This window comes from Streptomyces sp. DSM 40750 (assembly GCF_024612035.1).
Classification (GTDB): Bacteria; Actinomycetota; Actinomycetes; order Streptomycetales; family Streptomycetaceae; genus Streptomyces.
On the sequence record NZ_CP102513.1, the window covers coordinates 2760077 to 2779896 of the forward strand.

The 19820-nt window shown below is 71.7% G+C and carries 17 protein-coding genes and 2 pseudogenes; 13 read left to right on the forward strand and 6 right to left on the reverse strand.

Annotated features, from left to right (window positions below; all coding sequences use genetic code 11):
• The first annotated feature begins 212 nt into the window (after window positions 1–212).
• From JIX55_RS12325 to JIX55_RS12340, 4 genes are all read left to right on the forward strand, one after another.
• On the forward strand, window positions 213–1745 hold the full coding sequence (locus tag JIX55_RS12325) for a S8 family peptidase (RefSeq protein WP_257563341.1): 1533 nt from the start codon (window positions 213–215) through the stop codon (window positions 1743–1745).
• Window positions 1746–1859: 114 nt separating this feature from the next.
• Window positions 1860–3374 (forward strand): S8 family peptidase, encoded by a 1515-nt coding sequence (locus tag JIX55_RS12330; protein ID WP_257563342.1) that lies wholly within the window; start codon window positions 1860–1862, stop codon window positions 3372–3374.
• 70 nt (window positions 3375–3444) lie between these two features.
• Entirely contained in the window at window positions 3445–4836 is a 1392-nt protein-coding gene (locus JIX55_RS12335; protein WP_257563343.1) for a CoA transferase, read from the forward strand.
• A 156-nt stretch (window positions 4837–4992) separates the two neighbouring features.
• Window positions 4993–6036: a CopD family protein gene (locus JIX55_RS12340; RefSeq protein ID WP_257563344.1), complete on the forward strand. Its 1044-nt coding sequence runs from the start codon at window positions 4993–4995 to the stop codon at window positions 6034–6036.
• Window positions 6037–6122: 86 nt separating this feature from the next.
• On the opposite strand, the gene JIX55_RS12345 is transcribed toward JIX55_RS12340, so the two are convergent.
• A complete protein-coding gene (locus tag JIX55_RS12345; protein WP_257563345.1) occupies window positions 6123–6815 on the reverse strand; it encodes a lysoplasmalogenase in 693 nt (230 codons plus the stop codon).
• Window positions 6812–7717 carry a sterol desaturase family protein gene (locus JIX55_RS12350; RefSeq protein ID WP_257563346.1) on the reverse strand — a complete coding sequence of 302 codons (906 nt, stop codon included), beginning with the start codon at window positions 7715–7717 and terminating at the stop codon, window positions 6812–6814. The genes JIX55_RS12345 and JIX55_RS12350 overlap by 4 nt, the downstream gene beginning before the upstream one ends.
• A gap of 288 nt (window positions 7718–8005) precedes the next feature.
• Between JIX55_RS12350 and JIX55_RS50880 the strand changes: the two genes are divergently transcribed.
• The 5 genes and pseudogenes from JIX55_RS50880 to JIX55_RS12370 all read left to right on the forward strand — a co-directional run bounded on the left by JIX55_RS50880 (window position 8006) and on the right by JIX55_RS12370 (window position 12998).
• Window positions 8006–9010, forward strand: coding sequence for an RING finger family 4 domain-containing protein (locus JIX55_RS50880; protein WP_306820000.1), 1005 nt, complete (start codon window positions 8006–8008; stop codon window positions 9008–9010).
• A 12-nt stretch (window positions 9011–9022) separates the two neighbouring features.
• Window positions 9023–10609 (forward strand): annotated as a pseudogene (locus JIX55_RS50885) (MXAN_6230/SCO0854 family RING domain-containing protein); the annotation flags it as partial.
• A 127-nt stretch (window positions 10610–10736) separates the two neighbouring features.
• Entirely contained in the window at window positions 10737–11735 is a 999-nt protein-coding gene (locus JIX55_RS12360) for a DEDDh family exonuclease (protein ID WP_257563347.1), read from the forward strand.
• A 146-nt stretch (window positions 11736–11881) separates the two neighbouring features.
• The gene (locus JIX55_RS12365; protein ID WP_257546955.1) at window positions 11882–12115 is read left to right on the forward strand and encodes a hypothetical protein; all 234 of its coding nucleotides are present in this window, start codon (window positions 11882–11884) and stop codon (window positions 12113–12115) included.
• An 82-nt stretch (window positions 12116–12197) separates the two neighbouring features.
• Complete coding sequence (locus JIX55_RS12370) at window positions 12198–12998, forward strand: SURF1 family cytochrome oxidase biogenesis protein (RefSeq protein WP_257563348.1); 801 nt, start codon at window positions 12198–12200, stop codon at window positions 12996–12998.
• Window positions 12999–13034: 36 nt separating this feature from the next.
• Here JIX55_RS12370 and JIX55_RS12375 read toward each other — a convergent pair whose 3' ends face one another.
• The 4 genes from JIX55_RS12375 to JIX55_RS12390 all read right to left on the reverse strand — a co-directional run bounded on the left by JIX55_RS12375 (window position 13035) and on the right by JIX55_RS12390 (window position 16824).
• The gene (locus JIX55_RS12375) at window positions 13035–13991 is read right to left on the reverse strand and encodes a hypothetical protein (protein ID WP_257563349.1); all 957 of its coding nucleotides are present in this window, start codon (window positions 13989–13991) and stop codon (window positions 13035–13037) included.
• A gap of 208 nt (window positions 13992–14199) precedes the next feature.
• Window positions 14200–14397 carry a YbdD/YjiX family protein gene (locus JIX55_RS12380; RefSeq protein ID WP_257563350.1) on the reverse strand — a complete coding sequence of 66 codons (198 nt, stop codon included), beginning with the start codon at window positions 14395–14397 and terminating at the stop codon, window positions 14200–14202.
• On the reverse strand, window positions 14394–16547 hold the full coding sequence (locus tag JIX55_RS12385; protein WP_257563351.1) for a carbon starvation CstA family protein: 2154 nt from the start codon (window positions 16545–16547) through the stop codon (window positions 14394–14396). Before JIX55_RS12385 ends, JIX55_RS12380 begins: the two co-directional genes overlap by 4 nt.
• A 64-nt stretch (window positions 16548–16611) precedes the next feature.
• On the reverse strand, window positions 16612–16824 hold the full coding sequence (locus JIX55_RS12390; protein ID WP_257563352.1) for a DUF3311 domain-containing protein: 213 nt from the start codon (window positions 16822–16824) through the stop codon (window positions 16612–16614).
• A 186-nt stretch (window positions 16825–17010) separates the two neighbouring features.
• On the opposite strand from JIX55_RS12390, the gene JIX55_RS12395 reads away from it, so the two are divergent.
• The 4 genes and pseudogenes from JIX55_RS12395 to JIX55_RS12410 form a co-directional block, all read left to right on the forward strand.
• On the forward strand, window positions 17011–18567 hold the full coding sequence (locus JIX55_RS12395) for a sodium:solute symporter family protein (RefSeq protein WP_257563353.1): 1557 nt from the start codon (window positions 17011–17013) through the stop codon (window positions 18565–18567).
• A complete protein-coding gene (locus tag JIX55_RS12400) occupies window positions 18564–19241 on the forward strand; it encodes a sigma-70 family RNA polymerase sigma factor (protein ID WP_443046407.1) in 678 nt (225 codons plus the stop codon). Before JIX55_RS12395 ends, JIX55_RS12400 begins: the two co-directional genes overlap by 4 nt.
• A complete protein-coding gene (locus JIX55_RS12405) occupies window positions 19238–19531 on the forward strand; it encodes a hypothetical protein (protein ID WP_257563354.1) in 294 nt (97 codons plus the stop codon). The genes JIX55_RS12400 and JIX55_RS12405 overlap by 4 nt, the downstream gene beginning before the upstream one ends.
• Window positions 19532–19574: 43 nt before the next feature.
• Window positions 19575–19816: pseudogene (locus tag JIX55_RS12410) on the forward strand (glycoside hydrolase family 15 protein); the annotation flags it as partial.
• Between the last annotated feature and the right edge of the window lie 4 nt (window positions 19817–19820).

Consider the following 19820-nt stretch of genomic DNA (forward strand, 5'->3'; position numbering starts at 1 on the left):
CCGTGCGCGTCTCTTTCGAAAACCGATTCGGAAAGGGGCCCGGAACAGCGCCGACTTCGAGGGTTACCCCTCTACTTCGGTCTCTCACCCGCGAAGTGATTGCTGGCCGGCGACGACCGGCGATAGCTTCGGGCTGCACCACCAACGTCATGTACCTGCCCGGGCACCCATGTGTCGCGGGCCGGTTTCTTTGAGGATGATGTGGAGAACCCATGGCTCATCTGCGCTCCAGACGACGGCTCGCACTCGCGGTGCCGGTCGTCCTGTCGCTGACCGCCTCGCTCGGTTTCCTGCCGGGTGTCGCCTCGGCGGCCCCCCTCGGGGAGTCCACCGCCGCGACCGCGGAGGGCCCGGACCTCTCGTACGTCGTGAACACGAAGACGGACAAGCACACGATCGCCTCGGTGCAGAGGGCGATAGCCGCGGCCGGCGGCAAGGTCGTGATCACGTACGCCAAGATCGGCGTGATCGTGGTCCACTCGACCAACCCGGAGTTCGGTGCGACGATCCGCGCCGCGCGCGGGGTACAGAGCGCCGGCGCCACCCGGACCTCGCCGCTGACCCCCGCCGGTACGACGGACCTGGGTGCCGTCGACTACCTGACGGACGCGGAGGCCGCGAAGGTGAAGGCCGCCTCGGCCGACATCCCCGACGCCGAGCCGCTCGAGGCCGACCAGTGGGACCTGCGGTCGATCGGCGCCGACAAGGCCGCGAAGATCAACCCGGGCAGCGAGAAGGTCACCGTCGCCGTGATCGACACCGGCGTCGACGACACCCACCCGGACCTCGCGCCGAACTTCTCCGCCTCCCAGTCGGCCAACTGCAACGGCGGTGTCGCGGACACCAGTGAGGGTTCCTGGCGGCCGTACACCCCGCAGGACTACCACGGCACCCACGTGGCCGGTGAGATAGCCGCGGCCCGCAACGGCGTCGGTGTCGCCGGTGTCGCGCCGGGTGTGAAGGTCTCCAGCATCAATGTGACCGACCGCAGCAGCGGCCTCTTCTACGCGGAGAGCGTCGTCTGCGCGTTCGTGTTCGCCGCCGACCGCGGCGTGGAGATCACGAACAACAGCTACTACGTGGACCCGTGGCTCTACAACTGCGTGGACGACCCGGACCAGAAGGCCATCGTCGACGCCGTCGACCGGGCCCAGAAGTACGCCACGAAGAAGGGCACCCTGCACCTGGCCTCGGCGGGCAACTCCAACCACGACCTCGCCTCGGACGCGATCCTGGACGCCTCCAGCCCCAACGACACCACCCCGGTCGAGCGCACCATCGACCCGAGTGAGTGCTTCGACGTGCCGACCCAGCTGCCGGGCATCGTCACGGTGAGCGCGACGGGCGTGAAGAACGAGAAGTCGTACTACTCCACGTACGGCGACGGCGTCATCGACATCGCTGCCCCGGGCGGCGACCGGCGCTACCAGCTCCCGGACACCCCGTCGAAGGACGGCCGCATCCTGTCCACCATGCCGAACGGCGCGTACGGCTTCCTGCAGGGCACGTCGATGGCGTCGCCGCACGCCGCCGGTGTCGCCGCGCTGCTGAAGTCCACGCACCCGTGGGCGAGCCCGCAGCAGTTGCAGTGGCTGCTGAAGGCCCAGGCGGACGAGCAGGCCTGCCCCGAGTCGTACGACCAGAACGGCGACGGCACCCAGGACGCGGTTTGCGAGGGCAGCCCGCGTGTGAACGGTTTCTACGGGTTCGGCATCGTCAACGCCCTGAAGGCCGTCAAGAAGTAAGTAACCCCCGTTGCCCGGGGAGCACCAAGACCTCGCGGGGACCGGGTTCCCGCACAGCTCGAACCGCTTCGTACTGCTTCACACCGCTCGTTTCACGGACGAACTGGAGACAGCATGACAGCGCCTCACCAGCGCTCGCGCCGTCTGGTGGCCATCCCGCTCGGGATGGTCATGGCGACCGCGCTCGCCGTCGTACCGAACGTCACCGCCTCGGCGGCGGAGACCGGGCGAGTGGCGGCCGACGCGACACCGCTCAGCTATGTGGTCAACGTGCACCCCGGGCACGGTCCGTCCGCCCGCGTCAAGAAGGCCATCGCTCAGGCCGGCGGCACGATCGTGACGTCGTACGACCGGATCGGCGTCATCGTCGTCCACTCCTCGGACGCCGGCTTCGCCGCCGCGATCCGGGGCGTGCGCGGTGTCCAGTCGGCCGGTGCCACGCGCACCGCGCCGCTGCCCGCGCAGTCGACCACCGACGTCGGCACCCCGAAGGTACTGACCGCCGAGGAGATGGCGGACGTCCAGGCGGCGGACGGGCAGGACCCGTTGGAGCCGTTGCAGTGGGATCTGCCGGCCATCAAGGCGGACAAGGCCCATGAGGTGTCGCTCGGCAGCCGGGACGTCACGGTCGCCGTCATCGACACGGGTGTCGACGACACCCACCCGGACATCGCGCCGAACTTCGACCGCGACGCCTCGGTCAACTGTGTGACGGGCAGGCCCGACACGACCGACGGCGCCTGGCGGCCGGGGCCCACGGAGAGCGCGCACGGCACGCACGTGGCCGGTGAGATCGCCGCCGCCAAGAACGGCGTCGGCGTCACCGGCGTGGCGCCCGGTGTGAAGGTGTCCGGCATCAAGGTGTCCACCACCGCCGGCTACTTCTACACGGAGGCGGTGGTCTGCGGCTTCATGTGGGCCGCCGAGCACGGCGTGGACGTCACCAACAACAGCTATTACACCGACCCCTGGTACTTCAACTGCGAGGACGACCCGGACCAGGAGGCGCTCGTCGAGGCCCTCGCCCGGGCGTCGAGGTACGCGGAGAAGAAGGGCGCGGTCAACGTCGCCGCGGCCGGCAACGAGAACTACGACCTCGCGGCCGACGAGATCACCGACCCGGTGTCCCCTAACGACTCGACACCGTCGGACCGGGTGATCGACCCGTCCGAGTGCCTCGACATCCCGACCCAGCTGCCGGGTGTCGTCACGGTCGCCTCGACCGGCGCGAAGGGCCTCAAGTCGTCCTTCTCCAACCACGGTCTGGGCGTCATCGACATCGCCGCGCCCGGCGGCGACTCGACCCGCTTCCAGACCCCGGCCCCGCCCGCCACCAGCGGCCTCATCCTGGGCCCCCTGCCCGGCGGCGCATGGGGCTACATGGCCGGTACGTCGATGGCGTCCCCGCACGTCGCCGGCGTCGCCGCCCTCATCAAGTCGACCCACCCGCACGCCCCGGCGGCCCTGGTGAAGGCGCTGCTGTACGCCGAGGCCGATGCCACGCCCTGCACCGACCCGTACGACATCGACGGGGACGGCAAGGTCGACGCGGTCTGCGAGGGGCCGAGGAACTACAACGGCTTCTACGGCTTCGGCACGGCGGACGCACTGGACGCGGTGACCAAGTAGGGGCTTTTCCCACGGAGTTCGGGCCGGGCGGTGGCGTACCGCCCGGCCCTTCCGTTGCATAGTGCGGGTCATGACAGACATGGACTGTGCGTGGGCGGCCCTGGGCGGCGACCCCGCCCTGCTGCCGCGGGTCTCGACCGTCGTAAGGGAGGGGGTGCCGGCCGCCCGGCTGCCGGTACGGGAGTTGGCGCGGGCCTGCGTCGGGGTGTGCGCGCTGGCGGCGGCCGAGTTGGGGGCGCGGCGGGCCGGGCTCGCGGAGGTGCCCCGGGTACGGGTGGACGACGGGGCGGTCGGCACCGCCTTCGTGAGTGAACGGCATCTGCTGGTCGACGGGCGGGCGCCGGTCACCTTCGCGCCGCTGTCGCGGTTCTGGCGGACGGCGGACGGGTGGGTGCGGACGCACGCGAACTATCCGCATCACCGGGGGCGGTTGCTGGCGGCGCTCGGGGTGGCGGAGGGTGTCTGCGACCCGGTCGCCGCCGTCGGGTCGGCGCTCGCCGAGCGGGCGTCGCTGGAGGTCGAGGAGGCGGTGTACGCGGCCGGGGGCCTGGCCGTGGCGCTGCGGACGCCCGAGGAGTGGGCCGCGCATGGGCAGGCGGCGGCGGTGCGCAGGCGGCCGCTGGTCGAGTGGAAGCGGTTGGACGGCGTCAGTGCTTCACACGCGCGTGTGCTCGGACCGTTGGCCGAGGGGCCTTTGTCGCCCGCCGCCGGTGTGCGGGTCCTGGACCTGACCCGGGTCATCGCGGGGCCGGTCGCCACCCGGACGCTCGCCCTGCTGGGCGCGGACGTGCTGCGTGTCGACCCGCCGGGGATGCCCGAGCTCCTCGACCAGCACACCGACACGGGTTTCGGGAAGCGGTCGGTGACGCTCGATCTGGCGGTGCGGGCGGACCGCCGGGTGTTCGAGGACCTGTTGGCGGAGGCGGACGTCGTCGTCACCGGGTACCGGCCAGGGGCGCTCGAACGGTTCGCGCTCACGCCCGACGCACTGGCCGTGCGACGGCCCGGCCTCGTGGTCGCCCAGCTCTCCGCCTGGGGCAGGACCGGGCCGTGGGCCGGGCGGCGGGGCTTCGACAGCCTGGTGCAGGTGGCCACCGGGATCGCCGCGGCCGAGGGGTCGATCCGGATGCCGGGTGCCCTGCCCGTGCAAGCCCTCGACCACGGCACGGGGTATCTGCTGGCCGCCGCGGTCCTGCGCGCGCTCACCGACCGGACCGAGGAAAGCGGCGCCCGACTCGTCCGGCTGTCGCTCGCGCGAACGGCGGCCTGGTTGACGGACGGAATCGAGCACGGTCCTGGCGGGCTCGAGGTCTGCGGCGGGCCGGAGGCATGGCTCGCCGAGCGGGACAGCCGGCTGGGACGGCTGAGGTACGCCCTGCCGCCGGTGTCCTTCGAGGGCGGGCCGGGTGACTGGTCGCGGCCGCCGGGGCCTTGGGGGGCGGACGAGGCGGTGTGGCGTTGACGCCGGGGTCGGTGCCGAGGAATCGATTCGCCCCGATTGATGCGCCGCACTCCTGAGACATACGCCATCCCGACTCGTACGTATGGGCGGAATGTCGAACTGCCAGTTGTTTTCCGGCACTTGCCCAGTTCTGGTGCGACTGGTGAACTTTTCGGGGTGAGCCTGACGAGACGGACGGCGGAGGCGACGGGGGCGGCGGACGAGCCCGAGCGACGACCCGGGCGACGACCTGGGCGGCCCGGCGGTGGGACCGGCCGGGCCGTCGTCATGCTCGTCCTGGTGGCTGTCGGTGGGCTGGTCCCGCTGTTCGGGCCACGTGTCGCGCTGGACGGTACGGGTGAGGCCGCGGCGCCCGGGGCGGGCGGGATCGCGTTGCTGCGGGCGGTGTTGCTGGCCGCGCTCTGCGTGCCGGCGGGTGAGCTGTTCGTGGTGTGGCTGGCGCGGCGGGTGCCGGGCGCGCCCAGGGAGGCGCCGCGCAGTTGGGCGCCGTGGGCCGCGGGGGCCGGTTTCGTGGCCGCGTTGGGGCTGGCCTCGGTCGTGGCCACGGGCAATCTGGTGCCGGACTCCCCCGCCGACATCGACGTGGGCGGCCTCTACGAGACCCGGGACGGCAGACTCGCCCTCCTGGAGATCAACGCGTTCGCGGCGGCCGGCCTGCTCGCGCTCTCCCGCCGACCGGCCGCGCAGGCGCTGCCCCTGGCCGCGATCGTCGTCGCGGAGGCGCTGCGCGCCCACCCCACCACGGAGTACAGCCCGCTCGTCGGCACCGGTCTGACCCTCGTGCACCTGACGTGCGCGGCGCTGTGGGCGGGCGGACTGCCGCACGTCCTGCGGACGCTGTGCACGCGCGCGTGGCGCTCGACGGAGGCGGGCGCCGCGTTGTTGGGCCGCTACGCGCGCGTGGCCGCCGTTCTGCTCGCCGCCGTCACCGCCACCGGTGTGTGGAGCACGCTGCGCCGGATGCCGCCGGGGACGGTCCTCGACCAGCTGACGGAGACGGCGTACGGCCGCGCCCTGCTCGCCAAGGTGCTCCTCGTGGTCGCCGTCGCCGCCCTCGCCCTCTGGGCCCGGCTACGGCTGCGCCGCGCGACCGACCCGCTCGACGCCTGCGCTCCCGCCCGCGCGGAGGTGGCGGTGCTGGGCGTGGTCGTCGCGGTGTCGGCGCTGCTGACGGCGCTGCCGGTGCCGATCCGCTGGTGAGCGGCCAGTGGTGGGCGACAAGTTGGTGAGCGGCACGTTGGTGAACGGCACATTGGTGAGCGGCTACGTCGCGCTGTTCGGCCTGGTCAGGCCGAGTTCGTGGACATCTCGCCGTACGCCGGAGTGGACGCGGATCGGGTGCCGAGGTTCCGCAGGACCCCCTGGACCAGCAGGTACTGGGCCGCCAGATAGGTGAGCATGATCCACAGGTCGGGCCGGGGCGGCTGCGGCCACTCGGCGACACCGGTCGCGATGAGCATGTCCGACACCACGAAGAGCGCGCCCCCGAGCCCCGCGACGAGCCCCGCCCGGGTGGCCGCCCATGCCATGGCGGTCAGCAGGGCGCTGTAGCCGGCGACGGGGAGCCGTAGATCCGCCGGAAGCCCCGGCCACAGGCTCACGACGGCGGCGACCAGGGCGAAGACGTACGCGAAGCCGTACACAACGCCGTACGGAAGCTGCCTGGTCTTCCTGGACTTCCCCACCTTCCCGAAGAGCACGAGGTAGCAGACGTGCCCCATCGCGAAGGAGCCCATCCCGGCGAGGAAGGCCGGCTCGGCGCCGGAGAGGAGGAGCACGTCTCCGCCCCAGCCGAACAGGAGGGCCGCGAGCAACAGTCGGGGCCCGCCACACGCATACGTGTATGCGGCGAGCAACGGCACCAGCAGGGGCTTGGCGACCACGTGCCCGGAGGTGAACCCGCCGGCCAGGGACCCGAGATCGACGGCGGCGGCGAGGCCGAAGGCGACGAGGAGGAGCGATCCCCTGCCCCGTCTCACGCGACGGTCTCCGTGACCGTGGCCGACTGCTCCTCGGTGGCGGCGAGCGGCTCCACCGGCCGCTCGGACCGCCGCCCCGGCCCCCAGCCGGGCCCCCGGAGGACCCACCCCGCCCGCTCGCCCCAACTCCCCGCCCTCTTCAGGTCCTTGGCGATGGCGACGTACTCATGGGTGGCGACCCGCAGAGGGTTGTACGTGTCGATGTTCTTCGTCAGCCCGTACACCGGCCGCTCGGTCTCCTCGACGAACGACCCGAAGAGCCGGTCCCAGACGATGAGGATGCCGCCGAAGTTGCGGTCGAGATAGCCGCCCTGGGAGGCGTGGTGCACCCGGTGGTGCGACGGCGTGTTGAACACGAACTCGAACGCCCTGGGCAGCTTCCCGATCCGCTCGGTGTGGATCCAGAACTGGTACACGAGGTTGGCGGAGGAGCAGAACGCGAGCGCGGCCGGGTGCACGCCGAGAGCGACGAGCGGAACGTAGAACGGCCAGACGGTCCAGGTGGTCCAGGGCTGCCGCAGGGCGGTCGTCAGGTTGAACTTCCGGCTGGAGTGGTGCACCACGTGGCAGGCCCACAGGATGCGGATCACATGGTGCCCGCGGTGCGACCAGTAGTAGAAGAAGTCCTGTGCGAGCAGCATCAGCGGGATCGTCCACCACAGGACGGGCACGCGCAGTGGCGTCAGCGCGTGGACCGCCGTGTAGATCGCGACGATCGGGATCTTCCAGAGGAGGTCGAAGACGAGACTCCCGAGCCCCATGCCGACGCTCGTCGCGGCGTCCTTCGCCTCGTACCCGGCGGCATCCTCGTCCGGATGGATCCGGACACTGATCACCTCGATCACGGTGAGCAGGACAAACGCGGGTATCGACCACAGCACGACATCGGGCAGGTTCGGCATGTGGGCACGGTAGAACCGCTGGTGGGCTGGGGCTAGACGTTGTTACTGACAAGTATTTCCGGTGGTACGCGCTTGCTTCTTGGCGTCCTTCGCCAATGGGCGCGCCGAAATAAATGAGTGGCGCCCGGGATCCGCGGCCTCCTACAGTCGTGATCGCGGGGGCGGCTCCGCAAGCGTGCTTCCTTCTCACTTTCTCTGACACCCACAGCGCGCTCACTCTCCGCTCCCACCCGAGAGACCTTCTGCTCTCCTTCCTTTCTTCCTTTCTTCCTGCCGGGGGGCTTCCGCTTGTCCGTACTGTCGTCCGTGCTGCTCCGCCGCCTTCGTACCGTCTACGTCGACCAGGCCGGGCCGCGCCCGGGCGACCCGTCGACGGCACCGGGGCTCGTCGCTCTCGAAGCAGAGCTGCTCGACCGGGGATTCGCACCGACGGCGGAGCTGCACGCGGCGCTCGCCTGGCTCGGGCCCGCCGGGCTCGGGGACGCGGGCCGGGAGCTGATCAGGCACATCGACGCGGCACTGGGCGCGGACCGCACACACATGCCCATGTTCCGCAGCTTCCCGGCCTCGGTGCCGGACGACACCTTCCAGTTGTACGTCGACCGGGTCTTCACCCTGCTGCTGCAGTGGCCGAACCAGCCGTGCGTGCTGTGCGGCACGGTCGGCAGCGTGCACCCCGTGTCGCCGTGCGCGCATCTGGTGTGCGGCGAGTGCTGGGACGGCGCGGACTACGCGGGCTGCCCGATCTGCCACCGCCGCATCGACGGCGCCGACGCCTTCCTGAAGCCTGAGCACTCACGCGGCTCCCGTGAACTCGCCGTCGGACCGCTGAAGTTGCTCGCGCTCGGCAAGGACGCGAAGGCGGACGCAGTCCGTGCCCTGCTGAGGCTGCTGGCCCGACGTACGCCGCTGCCGCCGCAGGACCGCGACGACGTGAAGATCCTGCTGGCGCACGCCCCGGCCGACCTCGGCTGGTTCCCGGAGGACATCCCGGTGCGCCAGACCAAGGCGCTGGTCCTCGGCATGCTGCTGCTCGACCGGCACACCCGCGCGGCAGCGACCGAGTTGCTCGCCACGCACCTGACCACCGCGACGGATGTGTTGCGGCTGCTGTGCGTATGGTCCGGCGGCGAGGCCGACCTGCTCGCCCCGCCACGCATGCGCTCCCTCCCGCGCGCGCTGCGCCGTCGGCTCCTCGGCGTGCTCGACAAACTGGCGATGCCGTCGCTGGTCGAGGACGTGCTGCGGCACCCGGTCGGCTGGAAACGCGCCGCCGAGATCCTGCACCCGTAAGAGAGTTACGCCCGCCACCCGAAGGCGGCGCTCGCCTTCGCCGTGCTGCGCGCCACGGACACCTCCGAGGGCGCCCTTGGTGCGGCGTTGCTGCGCACGGCCGCTGAGCACCCGGAAGCCGTGCGGGTCGACGGCGATCGCGTCAAGGCGGCCACCTGGGCTGCACGAGTCGAACAGGCGCTGCACGCGGCGGACACGCCGACCGCCCTCGGTCTGCTGGCCCAGCGGCCGGGCGAACTGCTGCGCAGGCTCGACCATCTGCTGCGGCTGCGCGAACTCGACGTGCTGCCAGCGGAGTTCGGGGACGTACTGCGTCGCGTGCTGCCCGAGGCGGGCCCCGGCCCGCTGTTGGCCGCGCTCGGCCGGCTGCGGATCCGTCATCTCCCCGGCGAGCGGCGGGTGTTCTTCCCGCGCGGCCAGGTGATCCACTCGTACACGATCGACGACACGCGCGCGCCGCTGTCGCCGAAGGTGACGGGTGAGGTGTGCGCGCTGCTGGAGGCCGAAGCGCTGCGCCGTCTCGCGGACGGGCCGCGCCTCGACCTGACCGTGCTCGACTCGGCGCTCACCGGTCTCGCGGTGCCTGCTGCCGAGAGCGCCGCCGTCAAGGCCCTCGTCGCGGTGCCGCGCGGGAGCACCCAGCCGCTACCCGAAGGGGAGGTCCTGCGGCTCTTCCTGCACTGGATGCAACCCGCCAAGAAAGAGGTCGACCTGGACCTTTCGGTGGCGCTGTACGACGCGGACTGGAACTTCGCGGGCCTGTGCGACTACACGAACCTCGTGCACGAGGGCCGCTCGGCCGTCCACTCCGGCGACCTGACCTCCGGGCCCGCGCCGGACGGGGCGACCGAGTACGTCGACCTGGACCTCGCCGCGCTCGCCGACCTCGGCGTGCGCTTCGCCCTGCCCGTCGTCTTCAGTTTCAACGACGTCCCGTTCGAGCTGCTCCTGGACGCCTTCGCCGGCTTCATGGCGCTGCCGTCCGCGGCCGAGGAGGACCGCGACGCGTCGTACGACCCGCGCACGGTCCGCCAGCGCTACGACCTGGTGGGCGACTCACGCATCCACGTCCCGATGCTGGTCGACCTGAGCCGCCGTACGTTCCTGTGGACCGACCTGCACCTGCCCGCCACCGAGGGCTACCACAGCCTGTACCGGCACGGCGCCGACCTGGGCCGCGTCGCCAAGGACCTGTATCTGTACTTCTCCTCCGGCCGTACGAGCCTGTGGGACCTGGCCGTGTGGCGCGGAACCGCCCGGGGCGACGAGATCACGGTGGTGCGGCGGGCCCCGCGTCCACGCGCCGCCGACGAGCTGTGGCACTACCGGCGGCACGACGGGGAGACGGACTCGGAGTTCGCGGCCCGGGTGCGCGGACTGGAGGCACCGCAGGAGCGGGAGCTCGCCGGTTCGGCGGCGGAGGCCGACGCGCTCGCGGGCGAAGTGGCCGCGAAGAAGCACGTGTTCCTCGCCCTGGTGCACGGCGGCGTGGCACCGGCGGGCGCGACCGGGGCGGCGTACCGGCTGCTGCCTGGCCCGGTCGACGGCTGCGGTCTGGAAGCGCTGGCCGCCGGGGACCTGGTGGCCGAGCTGGGGTGAGCACGGGGCGAAGTGCCCTGTGCTGGGGTGGCGTTGTGCACCGCACCGCACGCACACGCACGTGGCCCTCCGTTTCCCGGCCGGGCGCGCGCAGGAGTGTCAGTCCCGGCCCGTATCCTCATTGACCATGCTCGAAGACCACACGACCGCAGCGTCGCAAGCGCCTTGGCCAGCCGCGTATCCCCAGGGGTACGCGGTCGTGGACGTGGAGACGACCGGGCTGGCCCGGGACGACCGGATAATTTCGGCGGCTGTGTACAGACTGGACGCGCGGGGTGAGGTCGAGGACCACTGGTACACGCTGGTGAATCCGGAGCGGGATCCGGGGCCGGTGTGGATCCACGGGCTGACGAGTGACGTGCTCGAAGGGGCGCCGCTCTTCCCGGAGATCGCGGAGGAGTTCTCCTCGCGGCTCGCGGACCGCGTGCTCGTCGCGCACAACGCGGTGTTCGACTGGTCGATGATCGCCCGGGAGTACGCGCGCGCGGAGACCGAGGCGCCCGTACGGCAGCGGCTGTGCACGATCGCGCTGTCGAAGGAGCTGGGGCTGCCGCTGCCGAACCACAAGCTGGAGTCGCTGGCGGCGCACTTCGGGGTCGTACAGCAGCAGGCGCACCACGCGCTGGACGACGCGCGGGTGCTGGCGGAGGCGTTCCGGCCGAGTCTGCGGGTCGCTGCCGCGAGCGGCGTCCGGCTGCCCCTGCACGAGTGCCGGCCGCTGACCGAGTGGAGGGACGGCGCCGCCGCACCCCGGATCGGGCAGCAGGCGGGCAGCGGCGGCGGCTACGGCAGTTATCGGCCCACCAGTTGGCGGCCCTCCCGGAAGCGGCCCGCATGCCCCTATCCCAACCCCGGGCGTTATGAAGACGGCAGACCGCTCAAGCAGGGCATGCGTGTGGCCTTCTCCGGGGACACCTCGATCGAACGCGACCTGCTGGAGGACCGCGCGATCGAGGCGGGGCTGCATGTCGCGACCAGCCTGTCCCGGGTGACCAGTCTGCTCGTCACCAACGACCCGGATTCCCGGACGTCGAAGGTCGTCAAAGCCCTGCAGTACGGAACGCCGGTCGTCGACGAGGCCGCGTTCGGGCAGTTGCTCCGCGATGTCGAGCCCGCAGACGAGTGACCCGTCCGCAAGGCCCGTACGGGTGGCAGTACGGGTGGTGCCCCGTCCGGGCGGCGGTACGGGTGGCCCGTACGGACGGGTGATTGCCGCGCGACTCGCCCGCCGCCCACTCGCCCGCGCGGCGGTGACGGCTCACCCTGTGGCGCATGGCGAGATGCGAAGTTTGCGGAAATGACTATGGAATGACCTTCGAGGTCCATGCCCAGGGCGCGGTGCACGTCTTCGACTGCTTCTCCTGCGCGATCCACCGCATGGCCCCCATCTGCGAGCACTGCCGGGTGCAGATCATCGGTCAGGGCGTCGAGGTCGAGGGCCACTGGTACTGCGGCGCCCACTGCGCGCGGGCCGAGGGGAAGGCGGGGATCATCGACAAGGTGTGACCCCGTCCCCACGACGGCCCCCACGAGGTCCGGGCGCACACCCGCCCGAAAGCGCCCCACGACCGAGTTGTACGGTCGTGGGGTGTACCGCTTTCTGTTGTCCCGGCAGTGGGTGATCCTCACGCTGCTCGCGCTCATCCTGATCCCGACGATGGTCAGGCTGGGCATCTGGCAGATGCATCGCTATGAGGAGCGCACCGCTCGGAACCAGCTCGTCGCCGACGCGCTGGCCGCGAAGCCGGTGCCTGTGGAGCGGCTGACCTCCCCCGGGCACACCGTCACCAGCGCCGAGCGCTATCACACGGTGACCGCGAAGGGCCGCTTCGACACCGACGACGAGGTCGTCGTCCGCCGCCGCACCAACGCCGACGACGAGGTCGGCTTCCACGTCCTGACCCCGTTCACGCTCGACGACGGCAAGGTCCTGCTGGTCAACCGCGGCTGGATCCCCGCGGACGGCCCCAGCCAGACCGCGTTCCCCAGGATTCCCGCGCCGCCGCGCGGCGAGGTCACCGTCAGCGGGCGGCTGATGCCCGACGAGACGACCGAGGCGAGCGGCATCAAGGATCTCAAGGGCCTGCCGGACCGGCAGATCATGCTGATCAACAGCGAGCGGGAGGCGGAGCGCCTCGGCGTCCAGGTGCTCGGTGGCTACCTCGCGCTGACCGAGCCCGAGCCGAAGGGCGACACCCCGGAACCGCTCGGCAGCCCCGGCGACGAGAACGCGGCGCTGAACTACGCCTACGCCCTTCAGTGGTGGCTCTTCGCCGCGGCCGTCCCCATCGGCCATGTCATCCTCGTCCGCCGCGAGCGCCGCGACCGCGAGGAAGCCGCGGCCGCCACCGCGGAGGAGGAGAAGGAAGCGGCGCCCGCTCCGGCGTAGTCGGCCCCGGGCCGTGGCCGACTTCGGGTAGCTGCTTCACGTCCGGCCCCGGCCTGTCGACCTCTCCCGCCAGTACGCGAACGTTCGTTCCGGCTCGGGCAGCAGGTCCCACGGGTGGCGTGTCATGTGGCGGCCGAGGCGGTGGAAGACAGGGACGGCCTCGGCCGGGCGGTGGGCGCGGGTCAGGGCGAAGGCGAGGACGTTGAGGTCGGTGACGGCTTCGGCGTGGGGCACGGCGCCCGCGTCGAACCAGCCCTTGAGGGCCAGGTCGATCTCGTGGACGGCTCGGGGCTCGTTCCAGTTGCCGCCGCCCGAGCCGAGGGCCTCGAAGGGTGTCGCCGCCCGGCGGTGGGCCATGAGTTCGACGCGGGCCGCCACGGGGAGCAGGGCGAGCGGTGAGCCGTGGGGTGCGCGGGCGGCGGCCTGCCAGGCGAAGTCCATCATGTCGGGGACCGTGCCGTGTCCGCGTGGCGACAGATAGCGCAGCAGCCGGTGATACGACGTCCGGAGCCAGGGCGCCCGGTTGACGGCCTCCGTCCACACGGGGACGGCGTCCTTGACCGGTACGGCACAGGAGTACATCAGGGACAGCAGGGCCAGCCAGGGCGTGGGGTCCTCGGGGCAGGTCTCGGCGGCGCGGAGACAGGACTGTTCGGCGCTGCGGACCGCGGTGTGCTCGGCGGCCGGGGCCCGCTCCGCCTCGACGAAGGCCCGCAGCGCGAGGGCGTCGCCGTCTCCCGGGCGGTCGGCGATCCAGCGCTGCGAGATCGCGAGGGGCAGGCGCTGCGCCAGTACGGCGATGCGGTGCGCCCTGCGGTCCCAGTCGCGGCCCGTGGTTCGCAGGAGGTCAGCCACCGGTTCCCATGGGGGGCGGGTGCGGCCCGCGCCCAGGCCGTGGAGCTGCTGGGCGGGGCGGAGTTCGGTCAGGGTCCTGTGCAGGGGGTCGTCGTCGAGTTCGGGGCGGATCAGCAGGGAGGGTCGGCGTCTCAGCATCTCTGGATCCGGTCGGTCGGGGTGGCCTGCGGGCGCCGTGGGGTTGCCAGGCGCCCGCCGGTTGGGGTTGGGCGGGGGCGGGCTTCGCTCACCGGCGCTTGCCGGTGCCGCTGCGCCCACCCGTGCCGCCCCAGCGGCACGACTGCCCGCAGCTATGACGGCCGGGGGTGGGCAGCAGCGGCCCTGTGTATGTCCTCGCACCGCGGCCTCAGCAGCAGCGGCCCTCCGGGTGCTCCTCCCTGCGCAACGTGCGCAGCACGTCGTACTCCCGTCTGGTCGGTACCGGCGCCTGGGGGTGCCTGCTTCGGTGCCGTTCGCAGTAGCGGTCGTACTCCGCCTCGCCGGTCAACTCCCGTAGGTACCAGCGCACCGTCCGCACCCAGTGCCGGGCCGCGCGGGCGGTCACCGCCGGGCCCCCACCAGCTCCTCGTCGGCCCGCTCCGCCTCGTCGATGCGGGACTCGACGTACGGCGCCTCGGTCGTCGGCAGCGGGACCGGGGAGCGTACGGCGCGGACGCAGACCACGGTGCAGTTGATCAGGACCGTGAGGACCAGGAGGAGGAAGACGGCCATGATCACGCCGTCGACCGTGTTGTTCAGGACGATGGTGTGCATGTCGTCCATGTTCGTGGCCCCGGGCAGGAGTTCGCCCTTGTCGATGGCCGCCGCGTACTTGTCCCGCAGGGCGAAGAAGCCGATCGCCGGGTTGTCCGAGAAGATCTTCTGCCAGCCGGCGGTGAAGGTGACGGCCACGTCCCAGGCCAGCGGGATACCGGTGACCCAGGCCCAGCGCAGCTTGCCGGACTTGATCAGCACGGTGGTGGTGACGGCGAGGGCGACCGCGGCGAGCAGCTGGTTGGCGATGCCGAACAGCGGGAACAGCTGCTTGATGCCGCCCAGGGGGTCGGTGACACCGGCGTAGAGGAAGTAGCCCCAGGCGCCGACGACCACCGCGCTGGTGATCCAGATGCCCGGCTTCCAGGTGACACGGCCGATCGGCTTCCAGACGTTGCCGAGCATGTCCTGGAGCATGAAGCGACCGACGCGGGTGCCGGCGTCCACCGTGGTGAGGATGAACAGCGCCTCGAACATGATGGCGAAGTGGTACCAGAAGGCCTTCATCCCGGCGCCGCCGAAGACTCCGGCGAAGATCTCCGACATGCCCACGGCCAGGGTGGGTGCGCCGCCGGTGCGGCCGACCAGGGTCTCCTCCTCGACGGCCTTGGCCGCCGCGGTGAGCTGTTCCGGGGTGATGGTGAAGCCGAGGTTCTTCACCGCTTCGGCGGCGGTGTCGACGGTCGGGCCGAGCAGGGCGGCCGGGGAGTTCATGGCGTAGAAGAGGCCCGGTTCGAGGACGCAGGCGGCGATCAGGGCCATGACGGCGACGAAGGACTCCGTGAGCATGGAGCCGTAGCCGATCAGCCGGACCTGGGACTCCTTCCGGATCAGCTTCGGCGTGGTGCCGGAGGAGACCAGGGCGTGGAAGCCGGACAGGGCGCCGCAGGCGATGGTGATGAAGAGGAAGGGGAAGAGGGAGCCGGCGAAGACCGGTCCGGCGCCCGTGGAGGCGAACTCGGTGACCGGCTCGGCCCGGAGGTTCGGGGCGGCGATCACGACGCCGACGGCCATCAGGGCGATGGTGCCGACCTTCATGAAGGTGGAGAGGTAGTCACGCGGGGCCAGGAGCATCCACACGGGGAGCACGGAGGCGACGAAGCCGTAGCCGACCAGGCAGAAGACGAGGGTCTCGGGGCTCCAGACGAAGTGCTCGGCGAGCGAGGAGTCCTGGATCCAGCCGCCGCCGAGGATGGCGAGCAGCAGCAGCGCCACCCCGATGAAGCTGGTCTCCACGACCCGGCCGGGTCGCAGGTAGCGCAGGTAGAAGCCCATGAAGAGGGCGATCGGGATGGTCATGGTGACCGAGAAGGTGCCCCAGGCGGACTCGGCGAGCGCGTTGACGACGACCATCGCCAGCACCGCGAGCAGGATGATCATGATGGCGAAGACGCCGATGAGCGCGGCGGCACCGCCCACCTTGCCGATCTCGTCACGGGCCATCTGGCCGAGGCTCTTGCCGTCCCGGCGCATGGACAGGAACAGGACGATCATGTCCTGCACCGCTCCGGCGAAGATCACGCCCGCGATGATCCAGACGGTGCCCGGCAGGTATCCCATCTGGGCGGCGAGTACCGGGCCGACCAGTGGGCCCGCGCCGGCGATGGCCGCGAAGTGGTGGCCGAACAGCACCCGCTTGTCGGTGGGGTGGTAGTCGACGCCGTCCTCAAGGCGTTCGGCCGGGGTGGCCCGGGTGTCGTCGACCTGGAGGATCCGGCGGGCGATGAAGCGCGAGTAGAAACGGTAGGCGATCGCGTACGAGCCGAGGGCCGCCACGACCAGCCAGACAGCCGAGATCTCCTCACCCCGGGACAGGGCGAGCACGGCCCAGCCGATCGCGCCGACGAGAGCGACGGCTATCCAGAGCGCGATCGATTTCGGTGACATACGGGACTTGTCCGGCGCCTTGCGACCGGATTCGGGCATGGCTGATGTGGGCATGGCGACTCCTGACCTCAACGGGTGTGCGGCAGAAAAAAGGTGTGCAGCAGAAGGGGGGTGCGGTTCAGCGATGTCGGTCCGTCAGCGCGTACGCGGCAAGCAGGCAGAGGCCGCAACCCGGCACCCAGGCGAGCTGGTACCAGTAGAAGAACGGCGTGCCCGCGAGCCGTGGCTCGGCACCGGCGTACCAGGGGACCCACAGCAGGCCCGCGGCGGGCGCGAGGAGCAGTACGGCGATCGCGACGCGCCGTAGCCGGTGATGACCGTTCCGTGCCATGACCTGCGCTCCTCTCCCGCTTCCTGTGGGTCTGTGCAAGAGTTGCCCACTCGCCGGATGTGGTTGACAGCGAATTTCCAGAAGATTTCCCGCCGGTTCTCTGTCCTCCGAATCGGCCATCCGCGCAACCAACAGGCGAGGGCCCAGGTACACCCGAGGGCCCAGGCACACCAAGGACGGTGACCCATGGCGGACGCAGCCATGACCGCGACGTTTCTCGCCGTGATCGGCGGAGCGTCGCTGCTCGCCGTCACCGCGCGCCGGCTGCGCCCCAGCGACCGGCTGCCGTCCCTGGAGGGCTGGGCGCTGGCCGACCGGAGCCTCGGCCCGGTGTGGACCTGGCTGCTGCTCGGCGGCACGATCTTCACCGCGTACACCTTCACCGCCGTACCCGGACTGGCGTACGGCAACGGGGCTCCCGCCTTCTTCGCGGTGCCGTACACGGTGATCGTCTGCCCGCTCGCCTTCGTGCTGCTGACCCGGCTGTGGGAGGTGGCCCGGCGCCATGGATATGTGACGGCCGGGGACTTCGTGCGCGGCCGGTACGGTTCGGCGCCGCTCGCCCTGGTGGTGGCGCTGACCGGGATCCTCGCGACGATGCCGTATCTGGCGTTGCAGCTGCTCGGTATCAGAGCGGTGCTGACGGCCGGGGGCGTGTACCCGAAGGGCGCGGCCGGTGATCTGGTGATGGTGGGGCTGTTCGCGGGGCTCGCCGTGGCGACGTACCGGCACGGGCTGCGGGCGCCCGCGGTGATCTCGGCGCTGAAGGCGGTGGCCGTCTTCGTGTCGCTGACCGCCGTGTGCTGGCTGGTGCTCAGGCGGTTCGGCGGCCCGGGCGCGGTCTTCGAAGGAGCGGCCCAACGGCTCAGCGGAACCGGTGTCGGGCAGTCCGCCCTGCTGCTGGCCCCCGAGCAGCAGCCCGCCTACGCCACCCTCGCGCTCGGCTCGGCGCTGGCCCTGCTGATGTACCCGCATGTGCTGACCGCCGGGTTCGCCGCCGACGGGCCGCGTACGGTCCGCAAGGTCGCCGTGGCGCTGCCCGCCTGGACCGGACTCCTGGCGCTCTTCGGCTTCCTCGGTGTCGCGGCGCTCGCGTCCGGGGTGCGGGCGCCCGAGGGCGGTGCCGAGGCGGCCGTACCGATGCTGGTGGACCGGCTGATGCCGGGGCCGCTGGCCGGACTGGTGTTCGGCGCGATCACCGTGGGCGCGCTGGTCCCGGCGGCGGTGATGTCGATCGCGGCCGCCACCGGCTTCGTCCGCAATGTGTACGTCGAGTACTTCCAGCCGACGGCCACGCCCAAGCGGCAGGTGCGCATCGCCAAGGTGGTGTCGCTGACCGCGAAGGTGGGGGCGGTGGCCTTCGTGTTCGGGCTGCGCGACCAGGACGCCATCAATCTCCAGCTGCTCGGCGGGGTGTGGATCCTGCAGATCTTCCCGGCGGTGGCGGTCGGCCTGTTCACCGGGCGGCTGCATCCGCGGGCGCTGCTCGCCGGGTGGGGCGTGGGCATGGTCACCGGCACCTTCCTGGTGGTGCGCGAGGGGTTCTCGTCCGTCGTGCTCCTGGGCGGCGGCTCGCTGGAGATCTACGCCGGTCTGCTCGCCCTCCTCCTCAATCTGACCGTCGCCGTGCTCGGCACCACGGTCCTCGAACGGCTCGGCGTCCCGCGCGGCGCCGACGCGACCGACCTACCGTCCCGCCTGACCGTCAGGCGGCGCCCCGAGACGGGAGCGAGCAACCCGTGAGACGAAGACAGCACATACGTGTGCCCGTCCAGCGGACGGCTTCGGCGCCGACAGCCGCCGAGCCGCTGGGCCAGGTGCCGGCTCCCGCCACCCAGCCGCTGGGCCAGGTGCCGGCTCCCGCCGCCGAGCCGCTGGTTCCGAACCCCGCGCTGCCGCCGGGGGCCCTCAGCGATCCCGCCGACCTGGAGCGCGAGGCCGGTGTCGCCCGGCTGTTCGAGCTGCACTACTCCTCGATGCTGCGGCTCGCGGTGCTGCTGGGCGCCGACGATCCCGAGAACGTGGTGGCCGAGGCGTACTACCAGATCTACCGCAAGTGGCGGCGCCTGAGGGACGCCGAGGCGGCGGAGGCTTATCTGCGCTCCACGGTCTGCAACCTCACCCGGATGCGGATACGGCACCTCCAGGTCGCCCGCAAGCATGTGGAGACCCCGGCGGCGGAGGAGCCGGTCGCCTCCGCCGAGAGCACCGCCCTGCTCCACGACGACCAGCGGGTGCTGATCGTCGCACTCCAGCAGTTGCCCGCCCGGCAGCGGGAGGCGCTGGTGCTGCGCCACTGGCTCGGGCTGAAGGAGAGCGAGATCGCGGCCGCGATGGGCATCTCCTGCGGCTCGGTCAAGACCCACACCGCACGCGGCCTCGCCGCCCTGACCCAGGCGATGGAGGCCCGGCGATGAACGACACCACCGGCAACGACACCGGCCGGGACCGCACCGAGCGGGAGCTGGCCGAGGCGCTCGCCGCGCTGGCCGGCGGCGTCCACGCCGCCCCCGACGCCTACCGCACGGCCCGCGGCGACTGGCTCCGCCGCGAACGCCGCCGCCGCCTCGTCCTCGCCGTACTCGTCCTGCTCGTCTTCGCCCTCGCCACCCTGCTCGGCCTCTGGGTCCTCAACCAGGCCCCGTCCGGCCACGGCGTGATCTTCTCGGGGGTGGGCGGGACGACGGCGGGCACGGGGCCGGGCTGACAGAGGGGGGCCTCATCGCGCATCGCCGGACGAACCCCTCGTGCGCATGGGCTTCCCGCCGCCGGACGATCTCCGTGTCGTCGGCACGGTCGACGCGATCCGCGAGGAGCTGAGCCACGAGGGGTTCGTCGCCGCTGCAGCGCCGACCCCCTCACGGCCGCGACCGCCTCCGTCGACGGGCTGCCGGGCGGCGAGGGCACGCTCGGTGACTTCCCGCAGGCGTTCAGCCATGTCGGTCTCGTGGGCACCGCCCTCGCTCTCTTCGACGGCGAGGAGGCAGGATAGGGGC